This window comes from Desulfobacter sp. UBA2225, from assembly GCF_002348205.1.
Lineage (GTDB): Bacteria > Desulfobacterota > Desulfobacteria > Desulfobacterales > Desulfobacteraceae > Desulfobacter > Desulfobacter postgatei.
The window spans coordinates 1-23,493 of sequence record NZ_DDYV01000327.1 but is presented as its reverse complement, the minus strand read 5'-3'; the positions used below and the strand labels follow the sequence as shown (position 1 = coordinate 23,493).

General features: G+C 46.7%; 23 protein-coding genes and 1 tRNA gene. 10 read left to right on the top strand and 14 right to left on the bottom strand.

Translation table 11 applies throughout. The features are described from left to right. Positions 1–83: 83 nt before the first annotated feature. The 5 genes from B3D59_RS17050 to htpG all read right to left on the bottom strand — a co-directional run bounded on the left by B3D59_RS17050 (position 84) and on the right by htpG (position 5,888). Positions 84–159, bottom strand: a tRNA-Val gene (locus B3D59_RS17050). A 53-nt stretch (positions 160–212) separates the two neighbouring features. Next, entirely contained in the window at positions 213–1,526 is a 1,314-nt protein-coding gene (locus B3D59_RS17045; protein ID WP_286822343.1) for a hypothetical protein, read from the bottom strand. Between the two features lie 2 nt (positions 1,527–1,528). Beyond that, positions 1,529–2,512 carry a polyprenyl synthetase family protein gene (locus B3D59_RS17040; protein WP_286822342.1) on the bottom strand — a complete coding sequence of 328 codons (984 nt, stop codon included), beginning with the start codon at positions 2,510–2,512 and terminating at the stop codon, positions 1,529–1,531. Positions 2,513–2,628: 116 nt separating this feature from the next. Continuing rightward, positions 2,629–3,969 (bottom strand): 30S ribosomal protein S12 methylthiotransferase RimO, encoded by a 1,341-nt coding sequence (rimO, locus tag B3D59_RS17035; RefSeq protein WP_286822341.1) that lies wholly within the window; start codon positions 3,967–3,969, stop codon positions 2,629–2,631. Beyond that, positions 3,966–5,888, bottom strand: a complete 1,923-nt coding sequence (gene htpG, locus B3D59_RS17030; RefSeq protein WP_286822340.1) for a molecular chaperone HtpG — start codon at positions 5,886–5,888, stop codon at positions 3,966–3,968. The genes rimO and htpG overlap by 4 nt, the downstream gene beginning before the upstream one ends. 175 nt (positions 5,889–6,063) lie before the next feature. Between htpG and B3D59_RS17025 the strand changes: the two genes are divergently transcribed. From B3D59_RS17025 to B3D59_RS16980, 10 genes are all read left to right on the top strand, one after another. Further along, the gene (locus B3D59_RS17025) at positions 6,064–6,639 is read left to right on the top strand and encodes an NUDIX hydrolase (protein WP_286822339.1); all 576 of its coding nucleotides are present in this window, start codon (positions 6,064–6,066) and stop codon (positions 6,637–6,639) included. Between the two features lie 91 nt (positions 6,640–6,730). Continuing rightward, positions 6,731–6,943: a hypothetical protein gene (locus tag B3D59_RS17020; RefSeq protein WP_286822338.1), complete on the top strand. Its 213-nt coding sequence runs from the start codon at positions 6,731–6,733 to the stop codon at positions 6,941–6,943. 104 nt (positions 6,944–7,047) lie between these two features. Further along, positions 7,048–9,168, top strand: a complete 2,121-nt coding sequence (locus B3D59_RS17015) for a ribonucleoside triphosphate reductase (RefSeq protein WP_286822337.1) — start codon at positions 7,048–7,050, stop codon at positions 9,166–9,168. Positions 9,169–9,188: 20 nt separating this feature from the next. Further along, a complete protein-coding gene (locus tag B3D59_RS17010; protein ID WP_286822336.1) occupies positions 9,189–9,935 on the top strand; it encodes an anaerobic ribonucleoside-triphosphate reductase activating protein in 747 nt (248 codons plus the stop codon). Positions 9,936–9,960: 25 nt separating this feature from the next. Beyond that, positions 9,961–10,788, top strand: a complete 828-nt coding sequence (locus tag B3D59_RS17005) for an EFR1 family ferrodoxin (protein WP_286822335.1) — start codon at positions 9,961–9,963, stop codon at positions 10,786–10,788. A 141-nt stretch (positions 10,789–10,929) separates the two neighbouring features. Then, a complete protein-coding gene (dnaN, locus tag B3D59_RS17000; protein ID WP_286822334.1) occupies positions 10,930–12,051 on the top strand; it encodes a DNA polymerase III subunit beta in 1,122 nt (373 codons plus the stop codon). Beyond that, positions 12,048–14,462 carry a DNA topoisomerase (ATP-hydrolyzing) subunit B gene (gene gyrB, locus B3D59_RS16995; RefSeq protein WP_286822333.1) on the top strand — a complete coding sequence of 805 codons (2,415 nt, stop codon included), beginning with the start codon at positions 12,048–12,050 and terminating at the stop codon, positions 14,460–14,462. The genes dnaN and gyrB overlap by 4 nt, the downstream gene beginning before the upstream one ends. Before the next feature lie 20 nt (positions 14,463–14,482). Next, positions 14,483–15,010 carry a single-stranded DNA-binding protein gene (locus B3D59_RS16990; RefSeq protein ID WP_349676907.1) on the top strand — a complete coding sequence of 176 codons (528 nt, stop codon included), beginning with the start codon at positions 14,483–14,485 and terminating at the stop codon, positions 15,008–15,010. 60 nt (positions 15,011–15,070) lie between these two features. Further along, a complete protein-coding gene (locus B3D59_RS16985; RefSeq protein ID WP_286822331.1) occupies positions 15,071–15,550 on the top strand; it encodes a chemotaxis protein CheD in 480 nt (159 codons plus the stop codon). Further along, positions 15,547–16,395, top strand: a complete 849-nt coding sequence (locus B3D59_RS16980) for an HDOD domain-containing protein (protein ID WP_286822330.1) — start codon at positions 15,547–15,549, stop codon at positions 16,393–16,395. The genes B3D59_RS16985 and B3D59_RS16980 overlap by 4 nt, the downstream gene beginning before the upstream one ends. Before the next feature lie 15 nt (positions 16,396–16,410). Here the strand turns inward: B3D59_RS16980 and hisF are convergent, their stop codons facing one another. From hisF to B3D59_RS16935, 9 genes are all read right to left on the bottom strand, one after another. Next, the gene (gene hisF, locus B3D59_RS16975; protein ID WP_286822328.1) at positions 16,411–18,000 is read right to left on the bottom strand and encodes an imidazole glycerol phosphate synthase subunit HisF; all 1,590 of its coding nucleotides are present in this window, start codon (positions 17,998–18,000) and stop codon (positions 16,411–16,413) included. Positions 18,001–18,209: 209 nt separating this feature from the next. Next, positions 18,210–18,782: a hypothetical protein gene (locus B3D59_RS16970; protein ID WP_286822326.1), complete on the bottom strand. Its 573-nt coding sequence runs from the start codon at positions 18,780–18,782 to the stop codon at positions 18,210–18,212. 212 nt (positions 18,783–18,994) lie between these two features. After that, on the bottom strand, positions 18,995–19,531 hold the full coding sequence (locus B3D59_RS16965; protein ID WP_286822325.1) for a GNAT family N-acetyltransferase: 537 nt from the start codon (positions 19,529–19,531) through the stop codon (positions 18,995–18,997). A gap of 59 nt (positions 19,532–19,590) precedes the next feature. Next, positions 19,591–20,433 (bottom strand): ion transporter, encoded by an 843-nt coding sequence (locus tag B3D59_RS16960; RefSeq protein ID WP_286822324.1) that lies wholly within the window; start codon positions 20,431–20,433, stop codon positions 19,591–19,593. Positions 20,434–20,539: 106 nt separating this feature from the next. Then, positions 20,540–20,803, bottom strand: a complete 264-nt coding sequence (locus B3D59_RS16955) for a Txe/YoeB family addiction module toxin (protein ID WP_286822323.1) — start codon at positions 20,801–20,803, stop codon at positions 20,540–20,542. Further along, the gene (locus B3D59_RS16950; RefSeq protein WP_004070970.1) at positions 20,800–21,042 is read right to left on the bottom strand and encodes a type II toxin-antitoxin system Phd/YefM family antitoxin; all 243 of its coding nucleotides are present in this window, start codon (positions 21,040–21,042) and stop codon (positions 20,800–20,802) included. The genes B3D59_RS16955 and B3D59_RS16950 overlap by 4 nt, the downstream gene beginning before the upstream one ends. Positions 21,043–21,227: 185 nt before the next feature. Then, positions 21,228–22,121 (bottom strand): DNA-methyltransferase, encoded by an 894-nt coding sequence (locus B3D59_RS16945; protein ID WP_286822320.1) that lies wholly within the window; start codon positions 22,119–22,121, stop codon positions 21,228–21,230. Between the two features lie 56 nt (positions 22,122–22,177). After that, positions 22,178–22,828 carry an MT-A70 family methyltransferase gene (locus tag B3D59_RS16940; RefSeq protein ID WP_286822319.1) on the bottom strand — a complete coding sequence of 217 codons (651 nt, stop codon included), beginning with the start codon at positions 22,826–22,828 and terminating at the stop codon, positions 22,178–22,180. 2 nt (positions 22,829–22,830) lie between these two features. Continuing rightward, positions 22,831–23,421, bottom strand: a complete 591-nt coding sequence (locus B3D59_RS16935) for a BglII/BstYI family type II restriction endonuclease (protein ID WP_286822318.1) — start codon at positions 23,419–23,421, stop codon at positions 22,831–22,833. Between the last annotated feature and the right edge of the window lie 72 nt (positions 23,422–23,493).

The window sequence follows — 23,493 nt, the reverse complement described above, 5'->3', positions numbered from 1 at the left end:
AACAATCACGTTCGAATTGAAACAAAGCGGCAACAAAAATTAAAAAGCACTTATGGGTTTTCCGTAAGTGCTTAATCTTTTTATGGTTGGCACGAGCGGACTTGAACCGCTGACTTCTACCGTGTCGAGGTAGCACTCTACCAACTGAGTTACGCGCCATAAATATATATGCCTTTTAACAGACCCTTGAAATTATGTCAAGAATATTGACGCTATTCCTGCAGTGTTTCCTGAACATTTTCCTGGCCGGTCGTTTTGGCTGATCCCTGGGAAGAGGTGTCCGGCTGCGGGACAATAACTTTTGGATCATCTTGGGAGGGCTCGGAGGCCGGGTTGTTTTTTGGGGAAGCCACAAATCTTATTTTAACCGCATCATCCAAGACCATTGACACGTCAACACCGAATTCTTCAAAGGTTCTCAGCATCACGGCATTGGCAAACTGCGCTGGCGTTCCTTGGTAGGTGACCTCCATAATGGCATGGGAAGCTCCAAGCTCCCGTGGCGAAATATCTTCAAGCTCCCGAATGTCTTTGAGCTGACGTTTCAGGGCAATAAATCGAGTCAGAAAATTATCCCCTTCCACATAAAGATCAAAGGTTTTTCCCTCTTTCATGGTCTGGGCCCAGAACCCTTCAATTTTTTCCCTCAAGGCCTGCCCGGCGCTCTCTGATGCCTGGGCAAGTGCCTGGTCTGCGCCCCGGGTATCTGTGCTTTTGGCTGCGGCCGTGGAGGTTTCATGGATCACCTCTTTCTGGGAAGCCATATCCAGCACCGTAAAAGCAACACCTGCCTCAAAGGTTTTTTCATTGCCCATTCGATTAGCGGACTCCCGGGCTGATGCCAAGCCAAGGACAACCATATCGGCCTTAAGGGCCTGCCCCAGGGCCATGGCAGCAGTCTGATCACCCATGGCAGAAAATACGATATTATAAGCGGCGGGGTCGGGATAATTGTTTCCGGCCACCACCAAAGGGATACGAGCTTGCTCAAATACGACTTTCAGGCTTTTTTCCGCAACGGAGGCTGCGGGGTTACCTTCCGGCTGCCACCACCAGCACCGGGGTTGCGTATCTTCAGGCCCCTGTTCTGCAATGAGCAGAAGAACCTTTGGGTTGTTTTGACCCTGGTTGAATACTCCGGCATCACGCAAACGTTTTTCCATTAGTTCCAGGCTTATCTTTGATTCTACGCCCACAAGATATGCCCCATTGTGGGCCATGCCGTTGATGACCCGGTAAGTGGACACAAAATCCATGGTATGGGCAAGAAGCCGGTCATAAAGAACGTCAAGATTTTCGCCCAATTTCTGCTCGGAGACCACAGAGACGAATGCAATTTGAACAGCCTTTTCCAGGGCATCTCTCACTGCGGCCTTTTGAGCATCTGAAGTATCCTGACCGTTTATTTTATGCTGTCCGATGGTGATATGGAGACTATCCTCCCGGGCAGCCATCACCCCGGGCAGGGGAAAACAAAAAACAGCAACGACAAATGAGACCAATAAAAATCGTAATTGAAGGACCATGATCATACCTTTCTGAGGATGGAATAATCCGCAATCAGCTCCAGCAAATATTTTGAGGGGGATTGAGGAAAAATATCCAGAGCCGCCCTGGCTAACTGCACATGAGCAAGGGCGCGCTTGTTTGTATATTCAATGCCGCCCAGACGAATCAGACGAGTTTTAAGACTTTCAAATTCTTCCTGATCAAACTGCGGCCGGGCCATGGCGGCCAGGATCCATTCGCGGTCCAGGGCATCGGCCTTTTCAAGGCTGTAAATCAGGGGCAACGTCAGCTTGCCTTCGCGCATATCTGCCCCGGGGTTTTTGCCCAGCTGGTCGGCTGTGGCAGTATAGTCCAGCAGGTCGTCGGCCATCTGAAAGGCCATGCCCAGGTGCCAACCATAATTTTTAAGGGCGGTTTCCTGACTTTCATCCACTCCGGCCACAATGGCACCCGTTCGACAGGCCCCCTGGATCAGAACGGCTGTCTTGCATTCTATAATTTCATTGTACTCCTCTTCTGAGAGGTCCGGATTGCCCTTTTTTTCCATCTGGAGGATTTCGCCCTGGGACATATCGGCTGTAATTTGAGCGATCACTTCAATGACCCGGGATGATTTTGTTTTTGCGGCAATCACAAGGGCTGTGGCCAGAAGAAAATCCCCTGTGAGCACCACGGTTGGCGCATCCCATAGGGTGTGGGCGCATGGTTTACCCCGGCGTGTATCAGAGCCGTCCACCACATCATCATGGAGCAGGGTGGCGGCATGAAGATACTCAAAAATGGTGGAAAACTCGATTTCCTGTCCGGTCTGAAACCCGCACATGCGGGCGGCATGAATCATAAGCAGGGGCCGCAGCCGCTTGCCGCCGGCAAACAGCAGATGACCTGCCACCTGCCTGACCAGATCCAGATTAGGGGTCAAATTCGCTTCAAGGGCCTGCTCCACCAGCAAAAGGTCAGGGCCTGCCAGTGCAAGAATCTCTTTTTTTATATTTTTTTTCACACCATCACCAATGTCATTCACGCAACCCATTTCTTATAAGTTAAAAACCAGGGAACGATTGGCAGCCAGATTATAAAATGTACGCCAAAGGCGCTTCGTCCTCTAATTTCTTGTTTCTATTTTCCAATGTCTTGCTCCCCGGCAATATCATATTCAAATGCATCGGTTATTTTTACCTGAACCAGACTACCTGTGTCCAGTCCATCTGAATAAATAAATGTCACCCCGTCCACTTCCGGAGCCTGGAACGGGGTTCTGCCGATGTATACCCCGTCTTCTGGATTTTCTTCCACAAGAACCGGATACACACGGCCCACATGCCGGGCATTGCGTTTTTCGGAAATCTTCGCCTGGGCTGCCATAATGGTGTCGTGCCGCAATTCCGCCACATCTTCAGGGATATGACCGCTTAACTTGTGGGCGGGCAGATCTTGGGAGTCTGAATAGGTGAAAACACCCAGAAAATCAAATTCGACCTCCTGTATAAACGCCAAAAGCTCCTTGAACTGCTGATCTGTTTCACCGGGAAATCCGACAATTATGGTGGTCCTTAACGCGGCGTCCGGATCGAGGCGACGGATATCGGAAAAAAGCCGGATAAGATCCTGCCCGGTATAGGGTCGGCCCATGCGTTTTAGGACCTCATCCTGGGCATGCTGGATGGGCACATCATAGTATGAACAGATGTTGGCATGGCGTTGCACTGCTTCAATGACCCGTTCATCAAGGGTACGCGGATGGGTATATAGGAATCGAAGCCAGGCGGACGGATCTTTTTGAGCCATCTTTTTTGAAGTTTTTTCAAGAACCGTATGAAAGGCCGGGCCGGCCAGATCCAGGCCGTAATCGGTAGTGTTTTCCGCTGTGAGAATGATCTCCTTAACCCCCTTATCCAGAAGGGCAGAAGCCTCCCTGCAGATCAGCTCTATAGGCCGAGAACGCTGACGTCCCCGCAGCGTGGGAATAATGCAATAGGTACAGTGGCGGCTGCATCCTTCGGACACTTTGATGTAAGCGATTTTTTCATTAAGAAGCTCCCGTGCCTGCACAGGGGTGTCTACCTGCCGGGCGTCGGGCTCCGGAAACAGGGTAAACGGCACCTTGTCGGTATTTTCCACCGCTTTTACGATATGGTCACAGGCTGCGGTGCCTAAAAAAGCATCCACCTCCGGCAGACTGTCCAAAAGATCCGGGTCATCCTTATATCGCTGGACAAGACAGCCGGTGACGACCAGCCGCCGGCACGAACCGGTGGTTTTAAATTCCGCCATCTCCAAAATAACATCAACCGCCTCCTGGGAGGCGGTTGAAATAAACCCGCAGGTATTAACAATAATGGCGTCAGCCTGGGCCGGATCGGTTATAATCTGATGGCCGGCGGCGACCAACCGGCCAAGCATAATCTCACTGTCCACCTGGTTTCTGGAACAACCCAGGCTTTCAAGATAAATTTTCATATGGATTTTGCCATGAGATCTCCTACAAGGGCGGAAAATCGTGACGGATTATCAAGCTTGCCGCCTTCGGAAATCACGGCAATATCATAAAGCAGATCACAATAGTCCGTAAGCACCGGATTGGTCGTATCGGATTCAAATACGGACTTGATCTTTTCCATAACCGGATGATTGACATTGACCTCCAAAGCGCGTTTCTGATCCGGGGCTTTCTGACCCGAAGCTTTCAGAATTTTCTGCATGTAAGCGCTCATGGCCCACTCGTCGCCTGCCAGGCAGGAGATAGAGTTCTTGAGCCGTTTGGAGACCACCACATCCTTGACCTTGCTTTCCAGCTTGCCTTTAAGAAAAGAGAGCAGTGCTGAATACTCGTTTTTCTTTTCGTCATCCACCTTCTCCAGGTCAAGATCGCCTTTTTCAGCACTTTTCAGTTTCTTCTCCTTGTACTCGGGCAGGGACTGGGTCACCCATTCATCAATGGGGTCCACCATGAGAAGGACTTCGTAGTCCTTTGCCTTGAGCGCCTCAAGCAAAGGGGAATTGAGAAGGGAGGCCAGATTTTCACCTGTGATATAGTAAATCTCTTTCTGGTCCTCTTTCATATTCTCAATGTACTGGTCAAGGGTTACATATTTATCGCCGGACTTGGTGGTTTTGTAACGCAGCAACGATGCCAGCCGTTCCTTGTTGTCATAATCCGTGGGGATACCGGCCTTAAGCGCCTGGCCGAACTCCTCGTAGAATTGAATATATTTTTCATCTTCCATGCCTTCAAGCACGGAAAAAATCTGTTTAACCAGGTTCTTGCGGATATTTCTGACCAGGCGGTCTTCCTGCAGAATCTCGCGGCTGACATTAAGATTCAAATCCGGAGCATCGACTACGCCCTGGACAAATCCCAAGTACTCGGGCAAAAGTTCCTTGCAGTCATCCATGATGAACACCCGTTTGCAGTAAAGCTGCATGCCGTGTTTACGTTCCGCCCGGAACATATCAAAGGGGGCCTTGGAGGGAAGATACATAAGCACATCATATTCGGTAACCCCTTCAAACTTTTTGTGAATAATTTCACAGGGGTCATCCCAGTTATGGGAAATGTGCTTATAAAACTCCTTGTGTTCATCCTCGGTAACATCGTCCTTGGATTTGGCCCAGATGGCTTTCATGGAGTTGAGGGTCTCGTCTTTTTTGACTTTCCGATATGTCTCCCCGATGGGCTTGCCGTCTTTACCCCTGATGATCTCATTTTCAGGAATAGGCTCGCTGGTCTCCACGTTCATGATGATGGGATAGGTGACAAAATCGGAATGCTTTTTAACAATGTGGCGGATGGTGTACTCTTCGGTGAAATCCTGGTCTCCCTCTTCCGGATCTTTGAGGAATAAGGTAATCTGCGTACCCCGTTTTTCCTTGTCAATCTCTTCAAGGGTATATTCGCCCTTGCCGTCGGATTCCCACCGTACACCCTTTTCCTGGCCAGGGGCTTTGGTGTCCAGACGCACCTTGTCTGCCACGATAAACGCTGAATAAAAGCCCACGCCAAACTGACCAATGAGTTCCGGGGAGAGACCTGTTTCATTTTTTGATTTTTCCAGGGCTTCCATAAAGGCGGCGGTGCCGGATTGCGCGATGGTGCCGATATTGTCATTGACCTCGTCAAAGGTCATGCCGATACCGTTATCCGTAATGGTGAAGGTCTTGGCGTCCTTATCCGCAGCCAGGCGGATATGGTAATCATTGTCATCTGAAAACAGATCCGGTTCTGTCTGTGCCTTGAACCTGGCCTTGTCAATGGCATCCGAGGCGTTTGAAATCAACTCCCGGATAAAAATCTCCTGGTTGGAATAAAGAGAGTGGATAATCAGATGCAAAAGCTGCTGGACTTCGGTTTTAAATTGTCTGGTTTCTTTTTCTGGCATTATATCTCCTAAGGACTTAACAGTTTAACAATTAAATAAAATTAAATTTTTAATAATAATTATCGCAAAAAACTAATTGTCAAGATAACGGGTTAAAATTCAAAAAGCCCCGGTTTGACAAGGGCAGATTAAGATTGTAAATTTGATCAATGGACATTGTTTAAAAGGATAGTTCATGAACACCTCCTCATATATTGAAAAAATTCATTCCGCCATTTCCTCGGCCTCCCACCCGCCGCCCCCGGATCCTGGGCTGTTTAAGCCCACAACCGTAATGGCGCTCTTTCTTTTCAGCCGGGAACCGGCCCTGCTGTTTATCCGGAAAGCGGACCGGGAAGGATATGCCTGGCGCAACCAGATGGCTTTTCCCGGCGGGCACGTGGACAAAACAGATGCTTCGGCCAGGCAGGCGGCCTTTCGTGAACTTTACGAAGAAACAGGCATTGTTTCTGATAATGTGCAGTATATCGGATCGCTGGGCCATTTTCAGACCGTGAAAAACCGTGACATCCAGGCATTTACAGGTTTCTGGAACCGGAAAGATGACGTCGTTTTTGATACCGAAGAAATTTCAATGGTGCTTGAAATTCCGTTTGAAACGCTCTGGCAGACCCACCGGGGAAAAGGCTATGCCGGTCACAACCCCGGTGTTATGGAGCCGACCTATCCATATAAGGATGTGGTAATATGGGGGGTTACGGCCAAAATTGTTCATCATCTTTTAGAGGTCGTCGGAGACATATCAGGATAATTTACTCGTTGTTGCTCCTGATGTTTAACCGCACATAAACTTTAACAACCAGAAAACCGGAAAAACCCGCCAGCATGAACGGAAACCATATATGGCGGACAAGCTTAGGGTCGTCACCGGCCACGATCACCCCACTCACGGCAAAACAAAAAACCAGGACCATGGAGCAAATCAGCACCCAACAGGCGAAATTGGAATCATACCACGGCGTTATGGTTTTTCTAAAAAACGGATTCTGGTCAAGCTGCATGTCACCCTTATGTTATTCGTGTTAAAAACACAATATATAGTATTTTCTTCTTGACACGCAACTATATATTGAGTTAGATTTGGTTTGCAGACCGGGTCCCCCCGACTGCATTCTCATCAGAGTATGCGAATATCAATCAGATTTCAAGAGGTAGTCAGATGTTTGAACAAATCAAAAAAAGAGACGGACGGGTAGCTGCGTTTGATTCTTCTAAAATAACAAATGCTTTGATCAAAGCGGGTGAAGCGACCAAAGAATTCAACGGCAGGGATGCCAAAAAAATGACCATGCGGGTACTGACCCTTGCCCGCGAACTTCAACTGGGTGCCATTCCCGAGGTCGAGGAGATCCAGGATATTGTGGAGCGGGTACTGCTGGATTCCCCGTTTTACAAAACAGCCAAAGCATACATTATCTACCGGGAGCAGCACAACCAGATCCGGAAAATCGCCATCAATGAGAATGTCGGGCTCATGGAATCTTACATCAGCCGCATGGACTGGAAGGTCCGGGAAAACTCAAACATGAGTTACTCCCTCCAGGGACTGAACAACTATATCTCATCGGATATCACCGCCGAATACTGGCTCAATAAAATCTATCCCCCGGCCATCCGGGATGCCCATTATAGCGGAGATATCCATATCCATGATTTAAGCCTTCTGTCCGTATATTGTGTGGGGTGGGATCTGCAGGACCTGCTCCTTGAAGGATTCAAAGGCGTGGCCGGCAAGGTGGAATCCTCCCCGCCCAAACATTTCAGAAGCGCCCTGGGCCAGGTCGTCAACTTTTTCTATACCTTGCAGGGAGAAGCGGCAGGGGCACAGGCCATGTCCAATTTCGACACCTTGCTGGCCCCCTTTGTCCGGTATGACGACCTTGAATACAAAGAGGTCAAACAGGCGTTGCAGGAATTTGTTTTCAATATCAATATTCCCACCCGGGTAGGCTTTCAGACGCCTTTCACCAATATCACCATGGACCTGAACGTGCCTGCCATGCTCAAGGACACCCCTGTCATCATTGGTGGAAAATACCAGAAAGAGACCTATGCCGCATTCCAGGATGAGATGGACATAATCAATTCCGCCTTTGCAGAAGTGATGATGGACGGCGATGCCAAGGGCCGGGTATTCACATTTCCGATTCCCACCTACAACATTACTGCAGATTTTAACTGGGCCAATCCCAAATTGAAAAACATCTGGAAAATGACAGGCAAATACGGAATCCCCTATTTTTCCAACTTTGTCAATTCCGACATGGACCCCGAAGATGCGCGCTCCATGTGCTGCCGGCTCCGGCTGGACAACCGGGAGCTGCGCAAGCGTGGCGGCGGACTTTTCGGTGCAAATCCGCTGACCGGTTCCATCGGGGTTGTTACCTTGAATCTGCCGAGGATCGGGCTCCTTGCCCAGGATGAGGCTGATTTTTTCAGCCGCATGGATAAACTGATTGACATCAGCGCAAAATCGTTGGGCATCAAACGCAAAATTCTTGAAAAGTTCACCGAAGGCGACCTGTACCCCTATTCAAAATTCTATTTAAGAAAAATTAAGGAAAATACAGGCGTTTACTGGCGCAACCACTTTTCCACCATCGGCGTTCTCGGTATGAATGAAGCCTGCCTGAATTTCCTGGGCACAGACTACGGCATTGCCACACCCCGGGGACAGGCCTTTGCCATCAAGGCCATGGATCATATCCGAAGCAAAATCGAAAGCCTGCAGGAAAGTACCGGTGAAATATTCAATCTGGAAGCAACCCCTGCCGAAGGCACCACCTACCGGTTTGCCAAACTGGATAAAAAGAAATTCAAACACATTATATGTGCCAATGAAGAGGAGTTCAAAAACGGCTCAGACCCCTTTTACACCAACTCCACTCACCTGCCGGTGAACTATACGGACGACTTGTTTGAGGCACTGGAACTTCAGGACGAACTGCAGACCAAATACACGGGCGGTACGGTTCAGCACCTGTTCCTGGGTGAGGAGGTCTCAGACATTGAGGCGGTCAAACACATGGTATCCAAAGTGTCCAACACCTTCCGCCTGCCCTACTTCACCCTGACACCCACCTTCAGTGTCTGCCCCTCCCACGGCTATATCTCAGGGGAACATGCCAAATGCGAAATCTGCAATGCCGATACGGAAATATACTCCAGGGTGGTGGGTTATCTGCGGCCGATAAGCCAGTGGAACAACGGCAAGCAGACGGAATTTAACATGCGCAAGACCTATACCGCCCAGAAGACGGCGGCAAAGATGGCATCATAACGGTTCGAAAACCGTTGCCCATGGATATTGGCGGATTTCAAAAAAACTCCCTGATCGATTTTCCGGGAACCATAGCCTGTGTACTGTTTACGCGGGGGTGTAACTTCACCTGCCCCTATTGTCACAATCCGGATCTTGCTGCCCGAACTGCCGTTCCCTGCGGGGGCGGCAGTTCGGGTTTAAATCAATTAAACTCGAGCCGGTCCGACAACGCGGATCAGAAAAAAATTTTTGAATTTCTCGATAAACGCAAAGGCATGATCGAGGGGATTGTTATTACCGGCGGAGAACCCACCCTTCAAGCGGACCTGACGGATTTTATCCAAACGGTCAGGCAGATGGGATATAAAGTCAAGCTGGATACCAACGGCACGGCCCCCAGGATCATAGACGCGCTTTTTGACCTGGGGCTTTTGGATTATCTGGCCATGGATATTAAAACAGATATAGACCACTATCCCATGGTAATGAAAAACCCCGGACACCTGGATCGGGTCATGGAAAGTATTTCACTGATCATGGCAAAAGCGCCAGCCTATGAATTCAGGACCACCTGCGCAAAGCCTTTTGTCACGCCTGATATCATGAAAAATATCGGCAGGATGATCCGGGGGGCAGCATCCTATGTACTCCAGCCCTGCTCCCGCAAGGTGGATTTGCTGGATCCGAATTTTGCCGCCGTGGATGATCATTTTCTAAACGCCGATGATATGGCGGCATTGAAGAGCGCCGTTTTACCCTTTGTGGAGAATACCAGGATACGATAGAATATAAGATATGGAGGTTTCAGGCATGAAAAAAATCACTCTTGTATATTTCAGTCCCACCAAAACAACCGAAACGGTTCTTAGGGCCATAACCCAGGGTCTTGCCCGGAGTCTGGAAATCAGTGGGTCCGAAATAACCGCCGTCAATTTCACCCGTCCGGAGAGTCGAAGCACCGTGCTTGCGTCCTTTGATCACAATGATATCGTGCTCCTTGGAGCGCCGGTGTATGCCGGCCGCGTGCCCGCGGATGCCGCGGATTTTTTTAAAAAACTGACGGCCTCCAACACCCCGGCCATACTCACCGTGGTATACGGTAACAGGGAATATGATGACGCTTTGCTGGAACTTAAGGATATCGCGTCGGTATGCGGATTTATCCCGGTTTCCGGGGCGGCCTTTATCGGCGAACACTCCTTTGCAAGCACAGATATTCCCGTTGCCATGAACCGGCCGGATGAAAACGACCTGAAACAGGCCGAAGACTTTGGCAACAATACCGGAAAGCTGCTAAAAAAGACCAAGGATTTAAAGAAAATTGCAGCCTTAAAGGTACCGGGAAATTTTCCGTACAAAGAGGGCATGGGCAAGGGTGCCCCGGACTTCATTGAGGTGACGGATGCATGCACAAACTGCGGGATCTGTGCCACGGTTTGTCCATCAAAAGCCATTGATGCGGAAAACGGGTTTGCCACCATTGCTGCAGACTGTATTCTATGCTGCGCCTGCATCAAGGCATGTCCGGAACAGGCACGGTTGATGAAGGACGGCCCCATCAAAGATAAGGCCAGGTGGCTGAACGAAACCTGTTCAACCCCCAAACCGGCTCAGGTCTTTTTTGCCGCAGAACCCTGAATTTTTTATCTGCCCCCACCATCCTGAACAGGCCCGTAACGCAGAGTATCAAGGCGTACCGTCGCTGCCATTTCTCTTGATAAATCAGACAGTTTATTATAGACTTAGTGGGTTTAACAGATGATAAAAAAAGGATTCTAAATGAAATTTTCCTTCAATAAAAAGGATATCCTGGAAGTTCTGGCAAAAATTCAGGGTATAACCGGCAGAAAAACAAATTTAAAAATCACCTCCGATATCTTGATCAAGGCGGTTGAATCAACGATAACCATCACGGCCAATGACCTTGAAACGGTTTTCACCGGCACCTATGAGGCGCAAGTCGACACCCCGGGACTTCTGTCTATCAACTCAAAAAAATTCTTTGAAATCATCAGAGAATATCCCAATGAAAATATCAGCATCAATGAGGTTGAAAACCGGTGGGTTGAAATAGGATCCGGGGACAGTGTTTACCATATTGTCTCCTCGGATTATGAAAACTTTCCTGAAACCCCTGTGATTGAAAACGTCAATTTCATAGAAATTGCAGCCAAAGACCTGAAAAAGATGGTGGCCGTATCTTCTGTGGTGGGATACCTGAGCGAAGAAAAAAGAACCTATGTCCTGGGTTCCCTGATTGAAAAAGCCGTGGTCGACGGAGAGGAAGTGCTGCGGATCGTTTCAACGGATTCAAGAAGGCTTCACTGTTTTGATGCGCCGTTTACCGGAGATCTTGATCTGGGAAGTTCGCGGGTAATCATCCCCAAAAAAGGGCTGGTCGAACTTGGAAAATTCATTGATTCTGACATTGAAACCATCAACGTGGGCGCCAAGGACAATCATTTCGTGTCCCAGCGGGCCAATGAATCCATCATGATCAAACTACTCGAAGGCGACTATCCGGACTACAGGCTTGTCATGAATTTCGAGGAGATGATTCCCATTGAAGTTGACCGGGCAATGTTTCTAACACTGATGAAACGGGTATCCATCCTTACCTCGGAAGATTATAAAAGCGTTATATTCAACTTCACGGAAAATAACCTGACCGTTACCATCACAAACCCTGAGATCGGCGAGTCAAAAGAACAGCTAATGGTTGGTTTTTCAGGAGAAGAGATCAAAAGCGCATTTAACCCGAGGTACTTCATGGACGCCCTTAATCTGTTCGAAGACGAAATTGTGACATTGAACATCAAAGACAGCAAAAGCCCCTGCATCGTTAAAAGCATGAAAAACAATAACCTTATCTGCGTAATAATGTCCATACATATATCATGAATAAAAACCAAGGAAGTAAAGATTACGGCGCAGGCGCCATCAAAGTTTTAGAAGGCCTTGAAGCTGTCCGGAAAAGACCGTCCATGTACATCGGCAACGTGGATCTCGAAGGCCTGCACCATCTGGTATATGAGGTGGTGGACAATTGTATTGATGAGGCCATGGCAGGATATTGTGATACGGTTCTTGTCACCATCCACGAAGATATGTCGGTGAGCGTGGAGGACAACGGCCGGGGTATCCCGGTTGAAATGCACGAAACCGAACACATACCGGCCTGCGAGGTGGTCATGACCAAACTGCATGCCGGCGGAAAATTTGATAAAGGTGCCTATAAAGTTTCCGGCGGCCTTCACGGTGTCGGTATCTCCGTTGTCAATGCCTTGTCCGAACATCTGATCATGGAGGTGTTCAAAAACGGCAAAACATACAACCAGACCTATTCCAAAGGGCACAAACGCACTGAACTTGAAGTCATGGGTGATACGGAAAAACAGGGAACCAGGATCACGTTTTCCCCGGATTTCACCATTATGAACCAAAATGAGTTCAGCTATGAGACCTTGTCCCGGCGTATGCGGGAACTGGCTTTTTTGAACAAAGGGATCAAAATCGTTATAGAAGACGAGCGATCCGCCCAGAAGGATGAGTTTTATTATGAAGGCGGAATCGTCTCCTTTGTGGAATATCTCAACCGGTCCTGTACGCCCTTGCACGATCCCATCCACATTGAAGGGGATAAAAACGATGTCCAGATAGAGGTGGGCATCCAGTACAATGACACCTTTAAGGAGAAACTGTACTCTTTTGCCAACAATATCAGGACCATTGAGGGTGGAGCCCATGTATCCGGGTTTAAAGCTGCCCTGACCCGTACGGTGAATGCCTATATCTCAGGCAACCCCAATCTGCCCAAAAACATGCAGAGCATCAAGATCAGCGGGGATGACATGAGAGAGGGGTTGGCCGTCATCATCTCGGTCAAGCTTATGGAGCCCCAGTTTGAAGGCCAGACCAAAACAAAACTGGGCAACAATGAGGTCAAGGGCATTGTTGAATCCCTGCTCAATGAAAAACTGGGCCAGTTCCTGGAAGAAAATCCCACTGTAGCCAAAAAGATCATCGCCAAGGGTGTGGATGCGGCACGGGCCAGGGATGCGGCCAAACGGGCCAGGGAGCTTGCCCGTAAAAAGGGAACATTGCTTGACTCCACATTGCCGGGCAAACTTGCCGAATGCCAGTTTGCCGATCCGGCAGAGCGTGAACTCTTCCTTGTGGAGGGCGATTCTGCAGGCGGCTCTGCCAAACAGGGCCGGGACCGCAGATTCCAGGCCATCCTTCCGTTGAAAGGTAAAATCCTGAATGTGGAAAAGGCCCGGTTCGACAAAATTCTCAGAAGTGACGAGATAAAAAATATCATTACTGTGCTGGGCACAGGCGCGGGCAGCGAAGAGTACAACATAGAAAAAATCCGCTATCATAAGGTGGTTATCATGACGGATGCGGACGTGGACGGCTCCCATATCCGGACCCTGCTTCTCACCTTTTTTTACCGCCAGATGCCGGATCTGATATCAAACGGCTATCTGTATATTGCCCAACCCCCGCTTTTCAGGGTGGGATCAAGGAAAACCGGCGTATACCTGAAAAATGAAAATGAATACGCCGATTACCTGATCCGCAGAATTTCATCCCAGAAACAGATCGTGATCAACGACCAGGACACGCCCCTGACCGAAGATGAATTCTATGCATTTTTGCTGAACATGACAGACTACTACAACAGCATGAACCAGCTCCACAAACGCGACTTTGATACGGATCTTCTGTTTACCTTGATCACGGAAGGGGTCAGTTCAAAACGCTTCCTGGAAGAAAAAAGCAACCTTGAGGCCCTCTCCATGACCTTGAAAGGCAAAGGATATACGCCCCAGGATATCGAATTTGACGAGGAACGAAATATCTATGAAATGGATATTCTGGACAACGCAGGCCAGACAAAGCTGCTGCGTGTGGGAAGGGAAATCCTTGGCACTAACGACTACCAGAAAATGCGCCAGGCTTATGAAAAAATACAAGGCCTGAACCGCCCGCCCTTTTCCCTTTCCTCGAAGGCGGCTGATGCAAAAACAGTAAATATCCTTGAGGATTTACAGGGTCTGTACGAATTTCTGATGGTCGAAGCCAAAAAGGGGATCAATATACAGCGCTACAAAGGTCTGGGTGAGATGAATGCAGACCAGTTGTGGGAAACAACCATGAATCCGGAAAAACGGATTATGCTCAGGGTGGAGATTGAAGATGCGGAAAAGGCAGACGAGATATTTACCCTGCTCATGGGAGAAGAGGTGGAACCCCGGCGCAATTTTATCCAGAAGCATGCGCTGGAAGTCTCTTCCTTAGATTATTAAATAGTGAAGGAGAGTTGAATATGGCAGGTTTAAACAAGGTCATCCTTATCGGTAATTTGGGAAAAGACCCTGAAATCAGGTATACCCAGCAGGGACTGGCAGTGGTAAATTTTCCATTGGCCACTACCGAAGCCTGGACCGACAAAAACACCGGAGAGCGCCAGGAAAAAACCGAATGGCACAGGATCAAAGTCTTTGGAAAACAGGCTGAAACCTGTGAAAAATACCTATCCAAGGGAAAGCAGGTTTATATTGAAGGGCGGCTGCAGACCAATTCCTGGGAAAAAGAGGGGCAGACACACTACACCACGGAAATTGTCGTTTCAAACTTTATGTTTCTAGGCAGCCGGGATGGCGGCAGCCAGTCCGGTGCAGGGGAATCAGATTATCAGAGAGGCGGATATCAGAATCAACCGAATTCCGGCGGTCGTGGTGGATATACCCCAAACCGACCTGCGCCCAATTCAGATAATTTCCAGGGATCTGCCCAGCCCGGCACGCCAGAGGGGTATGACCAATCCGTTCCGGACGATGATATTCCGTTTTAACGATTTTTATCATATTGAGGACGCGTCCCGCCGTTACTTACTCTAAAGAATCGAGGTAAGATGGAACACATCGTAGGTATAGCAGATATGAAAGTCAGCAACCGGACCGGTGATACCATTGTGACATACTCGCTTGGTTCATGCGTCGGGCTTGCAATATATGATCCCCAGGCCGGAGTCGGAGGAATACTTCACTATATACTTCCGAACTCCGCCATTGATGAAATAAAGGCAAAAAGCAATCCGTTCATGTTCGCTGATACCGGCATTCCGGAGCTGTTTAAACAAGTATATGCGCTGGGTGCTGAAAAATCCAGAATTAAAGTCTTTGTTGCAGGCGGAGCTGAAATTATGGAACAGGAAGGAATTTTCAATATCGGCAGACAAAACTATTCAGCACTGATGCAGATATTGACCAAAAATAATGTTTCCATCTGGAAACAGGCTGTGGGGGGGTATTCAAACCGGACAGTAACAATGGAAATAGCCTCCGGAAAGATTTATTTGAAAACATCCGGATTAGGAGAGGTGCAGTTATGACCAACCTGCAAATAGTGATCAAGGAAATAAAAAACCTAAAACCCATCCCTGCAGTGGTCACCTCCCTTTTGGAAATCATAGATGACCCCAATGCATCCATGAACGAGATCACCAAAATCATCCAGTACGATCCTGCCATTACCGCAGATCTCCTTCGAACTGCCAACTCCGCATATTTTGGTTTGAAACACCCCGCTGAAACCATCCAGGAAGCCGCCATGATGCTGGGTACAGACCATGTTGTGGACCTGGTAATGCTCAAGGTAAGTGCCCAGGTAGCCAAAGGCACCCAGAAAGGGTATGATTTGCACGAAGGCGCGTTATGGAAATATTCCGTATCGTCGGCCCTCATTGCAAAACAGGTGGCCGTCCAACTGGATCTGCCCAATAAAAACAGCATATTCACGGCAGCTCTTCTCAAGGATATCGGCAAAACCGTTCTGGATAAATTCATTCAGGATGCCTTTGAAAAAATCTCCAATCTGGTAATTAATGAAAACTTCAGTTTTATGGAGGCTGAAAAACAGATTATCGGCGTCGACCATGCCGAGCTTGGCGCAATGATTGCCAAAATGTGGAAGTTCTCCCCCAGAATGGTCGGAATCATCCGTAACCATCATCTTAGCAGCGAGACCATGGTCAGGGACAAGGATCTCGCTGTGGTCTATCTATCCGATTGCATATGCATGATGATGGGCATGGGCGTGGGGGCGGACGGACTTGCGTATCGGTTCCATCCGCAGGCCATGGACCATATTGGTATTTCAGCCGAAGATACATTGAAAATTATCGCGGACTTCGCCTGCCGGATGGATGCGGTAGAAATGCTGTTAAAGGTTGCCTGAACCTTTAATCTCAAGTCATTTTCGTACCTCAATGCCCTGTTCGGCAAGATGCTGTTTCACTGACTGGATGGGCACTTCTTCCCGGTGAAAGATACCTGCGGCCAATGCCGCTTCAGCCTTTGTACATTTAAACACTTCGGAAAAATGCGCCTCACACCCGGCACCGGAAGAGGCAATCACCGGGATAGTGACATTGCTGCGAACGGCATTGATCAGGTCCAGATCAAACCCGGAGTTTGTTCCATCCTTATCTATGCAGTTGAGCAGGATTTCACCGGCCCCCAACGCTTCACAGGCCTTTGCCAGGGCCACGGCATCAATGTCCATGGCTTTCCGGCCCCCGCTCACCGTACACTGGTACCAGCAATATGCTTCACCGTTGGGGCCTTTTTCCCCGGATGTCACCTTGACCACATGGTGCTTGGGTGCATCTTCCGGGGAAGCGACCCATGCCCTTTTGGGATCAACGGAAATCACCACGGCCTGGGCCCCGTAAACCCTTGAAATCTCTTCAATGGCTGATCTCTTTGTTTTTTGCCCGGATTCAAGGTATGCCATGGCAATGTACACCGCATCAGATCCAATGGACACCTTATCCGCACCGGCCCTGAAATACCGGGACGCAACATCCAAAGATGAATAGTGCCGGCCCTGGGCATCTGTAAATTCCCGGATTCCGCCGCCAATGGTCAGGGGCACAAACACCTGCTTTGAGGTTTCTTCCAGGACCTTTAGCATGGGCATATCTTCCAGGGGAAAATCCCTGAATCCTGTTATATTTAAAAAGGTGATCTCGTCAGCGCCCTCCTCGTAATATTTCCGGGCCAAATCCACGGGTTTGCCAAGATTTCTAACACTGCCCGCTTCCCTGACATCGTACTGATCCCCTTTGGTGACCACTAAATCCCCATTGTCGTTGGAGCGGACATCCAGGCAGGCAATCACCCGTTTTGACAGGCCTTTAGTCGGTATGTCAGCAGGCCCCCGGGCTTTAAGGCTATCTGAGTGGATGAAATTATCAAGCAGCTTCATGCCGGCAGCCCCGCTTTTTTCCGGATGGAACTGGGTGCCGATAATATTGCCCTGCTGCACAGCCGAGGCATAAGGGTAATCATAGGTGGTGGTGGTCAGGATAACGTCGGAATTTTCGGGCACGACATGGTAGGAATGGACAAAATAAAATTTTGTATCCGGCTCCACCCCGTCAAGAAAAGGGGAGTCCTGTTTGATGTGGATTCCGTTCCACCCGATGTGGGGCACGGACAGTTCAGTTCTGAAACGTTTCACCCGGCCTTTAAAAAATCCAATGCTCTCGTTGGGGACCAACTCTTCCTCACTGCCCTCAAACAGGGCCTGCATACCCACGCAGATGCCCAGAAACGGCCGGTCAGCGTTGAGATATTCCCGCAGAGGCGCCACAAACCCACGCTCATGAAGGATTTCAAGCATGGCCCCATAATTGCCCACACCAGGGAAAATAAGCCTTTCTGCTGCCAGGATATCTTCAGGTTTCTCAACCATTTTAATGCTGCCGCCCATTTTTTCCACAGCATTGATCAGGCTGCGGACATTGCCCGCCCCATAGTCTAATACGGTAATTTTCATAATTTTATTCCAGACGCTGTTGTTATATAAATCATAGCTTGTTAGCTTTTCACTTCCATCCGGCCTTGGGTTGTTTTTTAGTTCACCAATTTTTTCTAAACGTTGGCCTTGGTCATATTTTAGGCCANNGTGGCCGATGTTATGACCAAGCCCTAAACGTTTAACAAGATACTGTTTAGGTATTTTCTTAAAATCCTCATTTCTTTTCTTTATGTAGATTTCGTTTTAGAACTATCCAACCGAAACAATAAAAAACTTCTGGCAAAAATTAAACAAAATAGTCCGTTAATGCCAAGCCAAAAACTGTCGAGGAATCCACCAGGAATCCATCGTACATCTGCCTGGTCGAATAAATCCCAGATTAGATGAGAACCTAGGCCGACGCCAAAACCCACAACAATTAATGCCAGGAATACCGATTTGAAAGGTCTGGCAACAAATAAAATTAAAAAGAACAATAATCCACTGTGAAAAATTGGATTTCGATGTTGCCCAATTCCTAGCAATGTAATATCCAGATCTGAAAAAATTGTTCCGAAATAACATGGAATAAGTGAAATAAAAAACATAAATATTAATCTGATTTTTGAACGAACTGAGCTTGAGAAAGTGAATACAAACCCCATTAAAGAGAGAATTCCAACCAAGCTATGTGCTGCTCGATATGAACTTTTCTGATCAAAAAAATTCAAAACAAAAAAATTAATTGTAATTGCTATGGCTAAAAATAGTCCAAGTATCAGAAATGCTTGTTTCGATTTTTTAATAGCGTCTATAGTCATTGCATTCTCTTTTAAAGAAATAACGGCGCGCTGAGCAGAACTGTTCTGCCGGCGTTTTGTGGTGTGCCGGGCACGGCACATCTTATTAAAAGTGAGTCAAATGTATAAAATTCCAATACATTTGGCAAGTCTTAGATCCAGCCGGATGGAGGCGGGGAGTGTGGGAGGGCTCCTCAGTGATGGGGAGTCCTATCCCGATTATGTTCTTTTGTTTACCAATAGACGGGGTCATTGAATTCCTTAACGCACACGGGATGTTCATTAATAGTAGGAATTGGCTCCCCCGTTAAAGATTGGCCAAGCCAGCCAAAAGGCATTGAAAGCTTTAGCGGAGCCTGAATTAAATTTTCCGAAAGCGCCTGAAACCCTACCTTTGAATAGAAGGATGGATCTCCATATGTGACCGCAACATTAACAGAGCGTTTTTTCAGCTCATTAAGCCCGTAATTGATTAGTTCCTGTCCGATGCCTTTCCCCTGATGTTCAGCGCTTACTGCAACTGGGGCAAGCATGTAAACCTGAATAGGCGTACTAAACTTAAGGCGAGTGAAGAAAATAGAACCGATGAGTGTTTCATTTTCATATACGCCGAAACAGATTATTTCATTATTGTCGATGTTTGATGCCAACTGTGAAGAAAGCTTACCAATCAAGATGCCTTCTTTTTCACCCTCTGATGAGGTGAAGAGAGAAGTGAATAGCGATTCTAACTCTTTTTGTTTTGATTTGTCCAGAATTCGGTGAATCATGCCTTACCTTTCAAGATTGCTGAGCTTATCGCTTTTGGAACATTGCGCTTAAATCAGCATTACAACACCGCACCACAAAACTTGCAGTGGCGGGCATCGGCATCGTGACCTTCAGCGCTGCACTCCGGGCAGACCTGGGTGGAAACTTTACGGCCGAAAGCCCGCGACATTTCCACGGTCACAATACCAGTAGGCACGGCGATGATGGCATAGCCGAGAATCATCACCATCGACGCCAGCGTCTGGCCAAGGACAGTTTGAGGCGAAATATCACCATATCCGACCGTAGTGAGGGTAACGATTGCCCAGTAGATGCTGCGTGGAATGCTGGTGAAGCCATTGGCTCCGCCCTCAATGACATACATCAGTGAGCCGAAGATGACCACCAGGGTCATTACCGTGTAGATAAAGACGGCAATCTTGTGACTATTCGCCCGCAGCGCCTTCATAAGGAGTCGCGCCTCCCCGAGATAGGGGACCAGCTTCAGGATACGGAAGATGCGCAGGATGCGCAGAATTCGGATAACCAGCAGGTACTGGCTTCCCGGCAGGAATAGGCTAACGTAGGTCGGGATGATCGCCAGCAAATCGACTACTCCATAAAAACTGCCGGCGTATTTGAGTGGCCGGCCGACACACATAAGTCGCAAAAGGTATTCGACAGTGAAGATAATCGTAAATAACCACTCGATCCCATAGAGCAAGCTGCCGTAATGTGACTGCACGGCACCGATACTGTCAAGCATCACCGCTATAACACTGGCCAAAATGCTGACAATGAGCAATACGTCGAATCCTTTCCCCAACCGGGTGTCGGCCTCGAAAATCACTTCATGCAAAACGGTTCGCCAGTGGGCCCTCGGAGGCGTTACCTCGTGGCGAGCATCCTTCGGCCATTTCATGGCTCTACTCCTGATGGTATTGGGCGGAATCAGGGGATCCGCCTAATTTAAAAAGCAAGTGGTGTCGGAGAGCGCCTCAGTGAGGGGGAGTTCTATCCCGATTCTGTCATTCATAACGTGTCCACATGCGGAGAACTTTAACAATTTTATCAGCATTTATAACTTGGTATACGATTCTATGTTGAATATTTAATCTTCTTGAATATGCACCAGATAAATCACCTACAAGTTTTTCATAGGAAGGGGGTGTTTGGTATGGGTTTTCCTTTAAAATATCAATGATTTCCTCTGCTTTTGACTTTAACCCCGATGTTGATAGTTTCTTTGCATCCTTCTGAGCTTGTTTGGCATAGACAACTTTCCAAATCACCAGTCAAGATCCTCACTGCAATCTTCTACTGGAGTTGACATTCCATCTTGTATGGATTCACGCATTCCAGGGATGTTAAGTAAAAACATTGTCTCTTGAATTGATTTCCAGTCTTCTTCAGAAAGAAGGACCGCATTCCCTCTCTTTCCTGTGATGATAATTGGCTCATGGGATGATGATGTCTGATCGATAAGCCTGTAGAGATTGGAACGGGCTTCTGTTACCGATAATATTCTCATATATACCTCCTTGTATCTTAAACCAACATAACAGTACGGCATGCCGTACGCCTTCTCAAGGTGGTAGTTTTGAGACAGAACGCCAAGATCACTGGTGAAATCCGGTGCATTTTACTTGTTGAAATGTAAGGATAAAAATCAAGGTTTGACCCCATGACTTTACCGTGACTTGTGATGTATCCCGATTATGTGCTGTTTTTACCATTCAACATATTCCCATCTTTTTCAATATTCTCAGTTGCTATCAATCTGTTTTTAGCAATTTCCAGCATACTTTTATCGTTATCGATACCAACAAACTTTCTCTTTAATTGTTTACATACGACTCCAGTTGTTCCGCTACCGCAAAATGGGTCGAAAACCAAGTCAGATAGATTGCTTGATGCAATTATCGCCCTTTTTACAACTCTTTCGGGTTTTTGTGTTGGATGTTTACCAAAAAATTTTTCAGAATTATTAACAGATGGCATTTTCCATATATCTCGCCATACCGACTTTATTGGCTTCCCATTATTACTTTCTCTAAGGATATCATAATTAAAAGTATGTTTTGAATATTTTGTTTTTGATGCCCAAATAAGGTGCTCAGATGCATGGGTAAAATATTTTTGTGTTAAATTTGGAGGGGGGTCTTGCTTTTCCCAAACAATGTTATTTAATATTTTGAAATTTAATTCTTGTAAGGCAAAACCAACTGAAAACATATTATGAAATGTACCACAAATCCATATAGAACCATTTTCTTTTAAAATACGTTTGCTTTCTTTTAACCATTTCTTATTAAAATTATGCACGTCATCAATATTTCTGGATTTATCCCACTCTCCTTTATTTACACATACAGTTTTCCCACGACTGCAAGTTATACCACCAGATGATAAAAAATAGGGTGGATCAGCAAAAATTAAATCAACACAATCATCTGGTATATTGGGAAAGAAAGAGAATGTATCTAAATTATACAGTTTTATTTTATTCGCAACATCATAATAAAATGGAGAAATACTATTTTCAGCAATTATGTTAACGTGTTGATTAAAATCAAAAATATTTAACTCGTTAGTAAAATAATATCTCATAGGTTTTTAAGATAAAAATTTCAGCTTATCATTTTTTTATCCAATCTTGACTTTTTTTATCCAATCTTGACTTTTTTAAATGGTATGACTTTGTTTGTTTGGGAGTGGTTTGAATATGTTGACCAATCTGGAGCATATTCTTCCGATTGGTTACCCCAATTAACCCAGCCTTTTCTTGATCCTCTTGCAAAAAGTTCTAAGTATGGCCCCCAGCTGCAAGATTCTATTATATCGTACTGTTCATCTGGCTTTCGGCTATGTTCTCTTTTCCGTGATGATATAATATTTTCCTGACTTCTTCCTGGTTGTAAAGTTCTAATATTTTTCCCGCGAACACCAAATAAAATCATTTCTGTAACATTTCTAAAATAAAATCCAACCCCTCGTCTATCAGGGCCACCATCCTTTCTAATTTTATACCAGATCAAATTTGTTTTATATTTAAATCCCCAGTTTTCCATCACTTGCATTCCTTCTGCTAAGAGGGCATTTGGAACCCATAAATAGAGATGAGCTCTTTCTTCAGCAATCGCCTCTACAGGCAAGTCTTTTATTTCTTGTAATTTCATTGTTGAATAACGTGATAATCGTTTATGCTCTGGTGCCATTTTCCCTGTCCGATTCTGAAATTGCCAAGGAGGATCTGCAAGTATTGTAGAAAACTTCCTTTTACCAATAAAATTTAATAAATCATCAGATGCATTCATAATTACATATCCTCCACGTAAAGAGATTTTGATATTCCGAAAACAACAATAGGGCAACCTGCGCCACTTCCGCCCTCAACCCGGGGAAGTAACTTGCTCATATGTGTGGTTGATGCACCATAGGATTGGCCTCTGCCTATATCATTGAATAGTTCTTGAAGTTCATCACACCTTGTTATGATTATACCAACACTTATTGCACGCAGATCAAATAGTAGCCTAAAATTATTCAAATCACGATCATAAAAAGGATCTTTGTTATTCCATTCGATTTCTAAGGCTATTCTATTTTTAAAACAATCTACTTTATGTGTTGGAGTATCCATTGTTTTGTCATCAACAACAACTTGAGTAGCGAACTCTTTTTCAATCCAACCTCGCTCATAAAGAAATTCATCAATATATGAAGACACTTTTGATTTTCGCCCTCCTGGTTTAACAATCCAACTTTTGTTAAGTCTAAAATTTGTCAAAACAGAAATTATATCATCCCATTCACTTGGGAAGTCTTCTTTCAAAATAGCGCAAGCATGTTTCCATTCATGTGTTTCATAATTTTTAAGAATAAATTCTGGGAGCAATTCAATACTCATTTATATCTCCATTTTTGTGTTCTTCTTATTTTATTTGCACATAATCTCGGTGCTGACCGGCGCCGTGCGCCG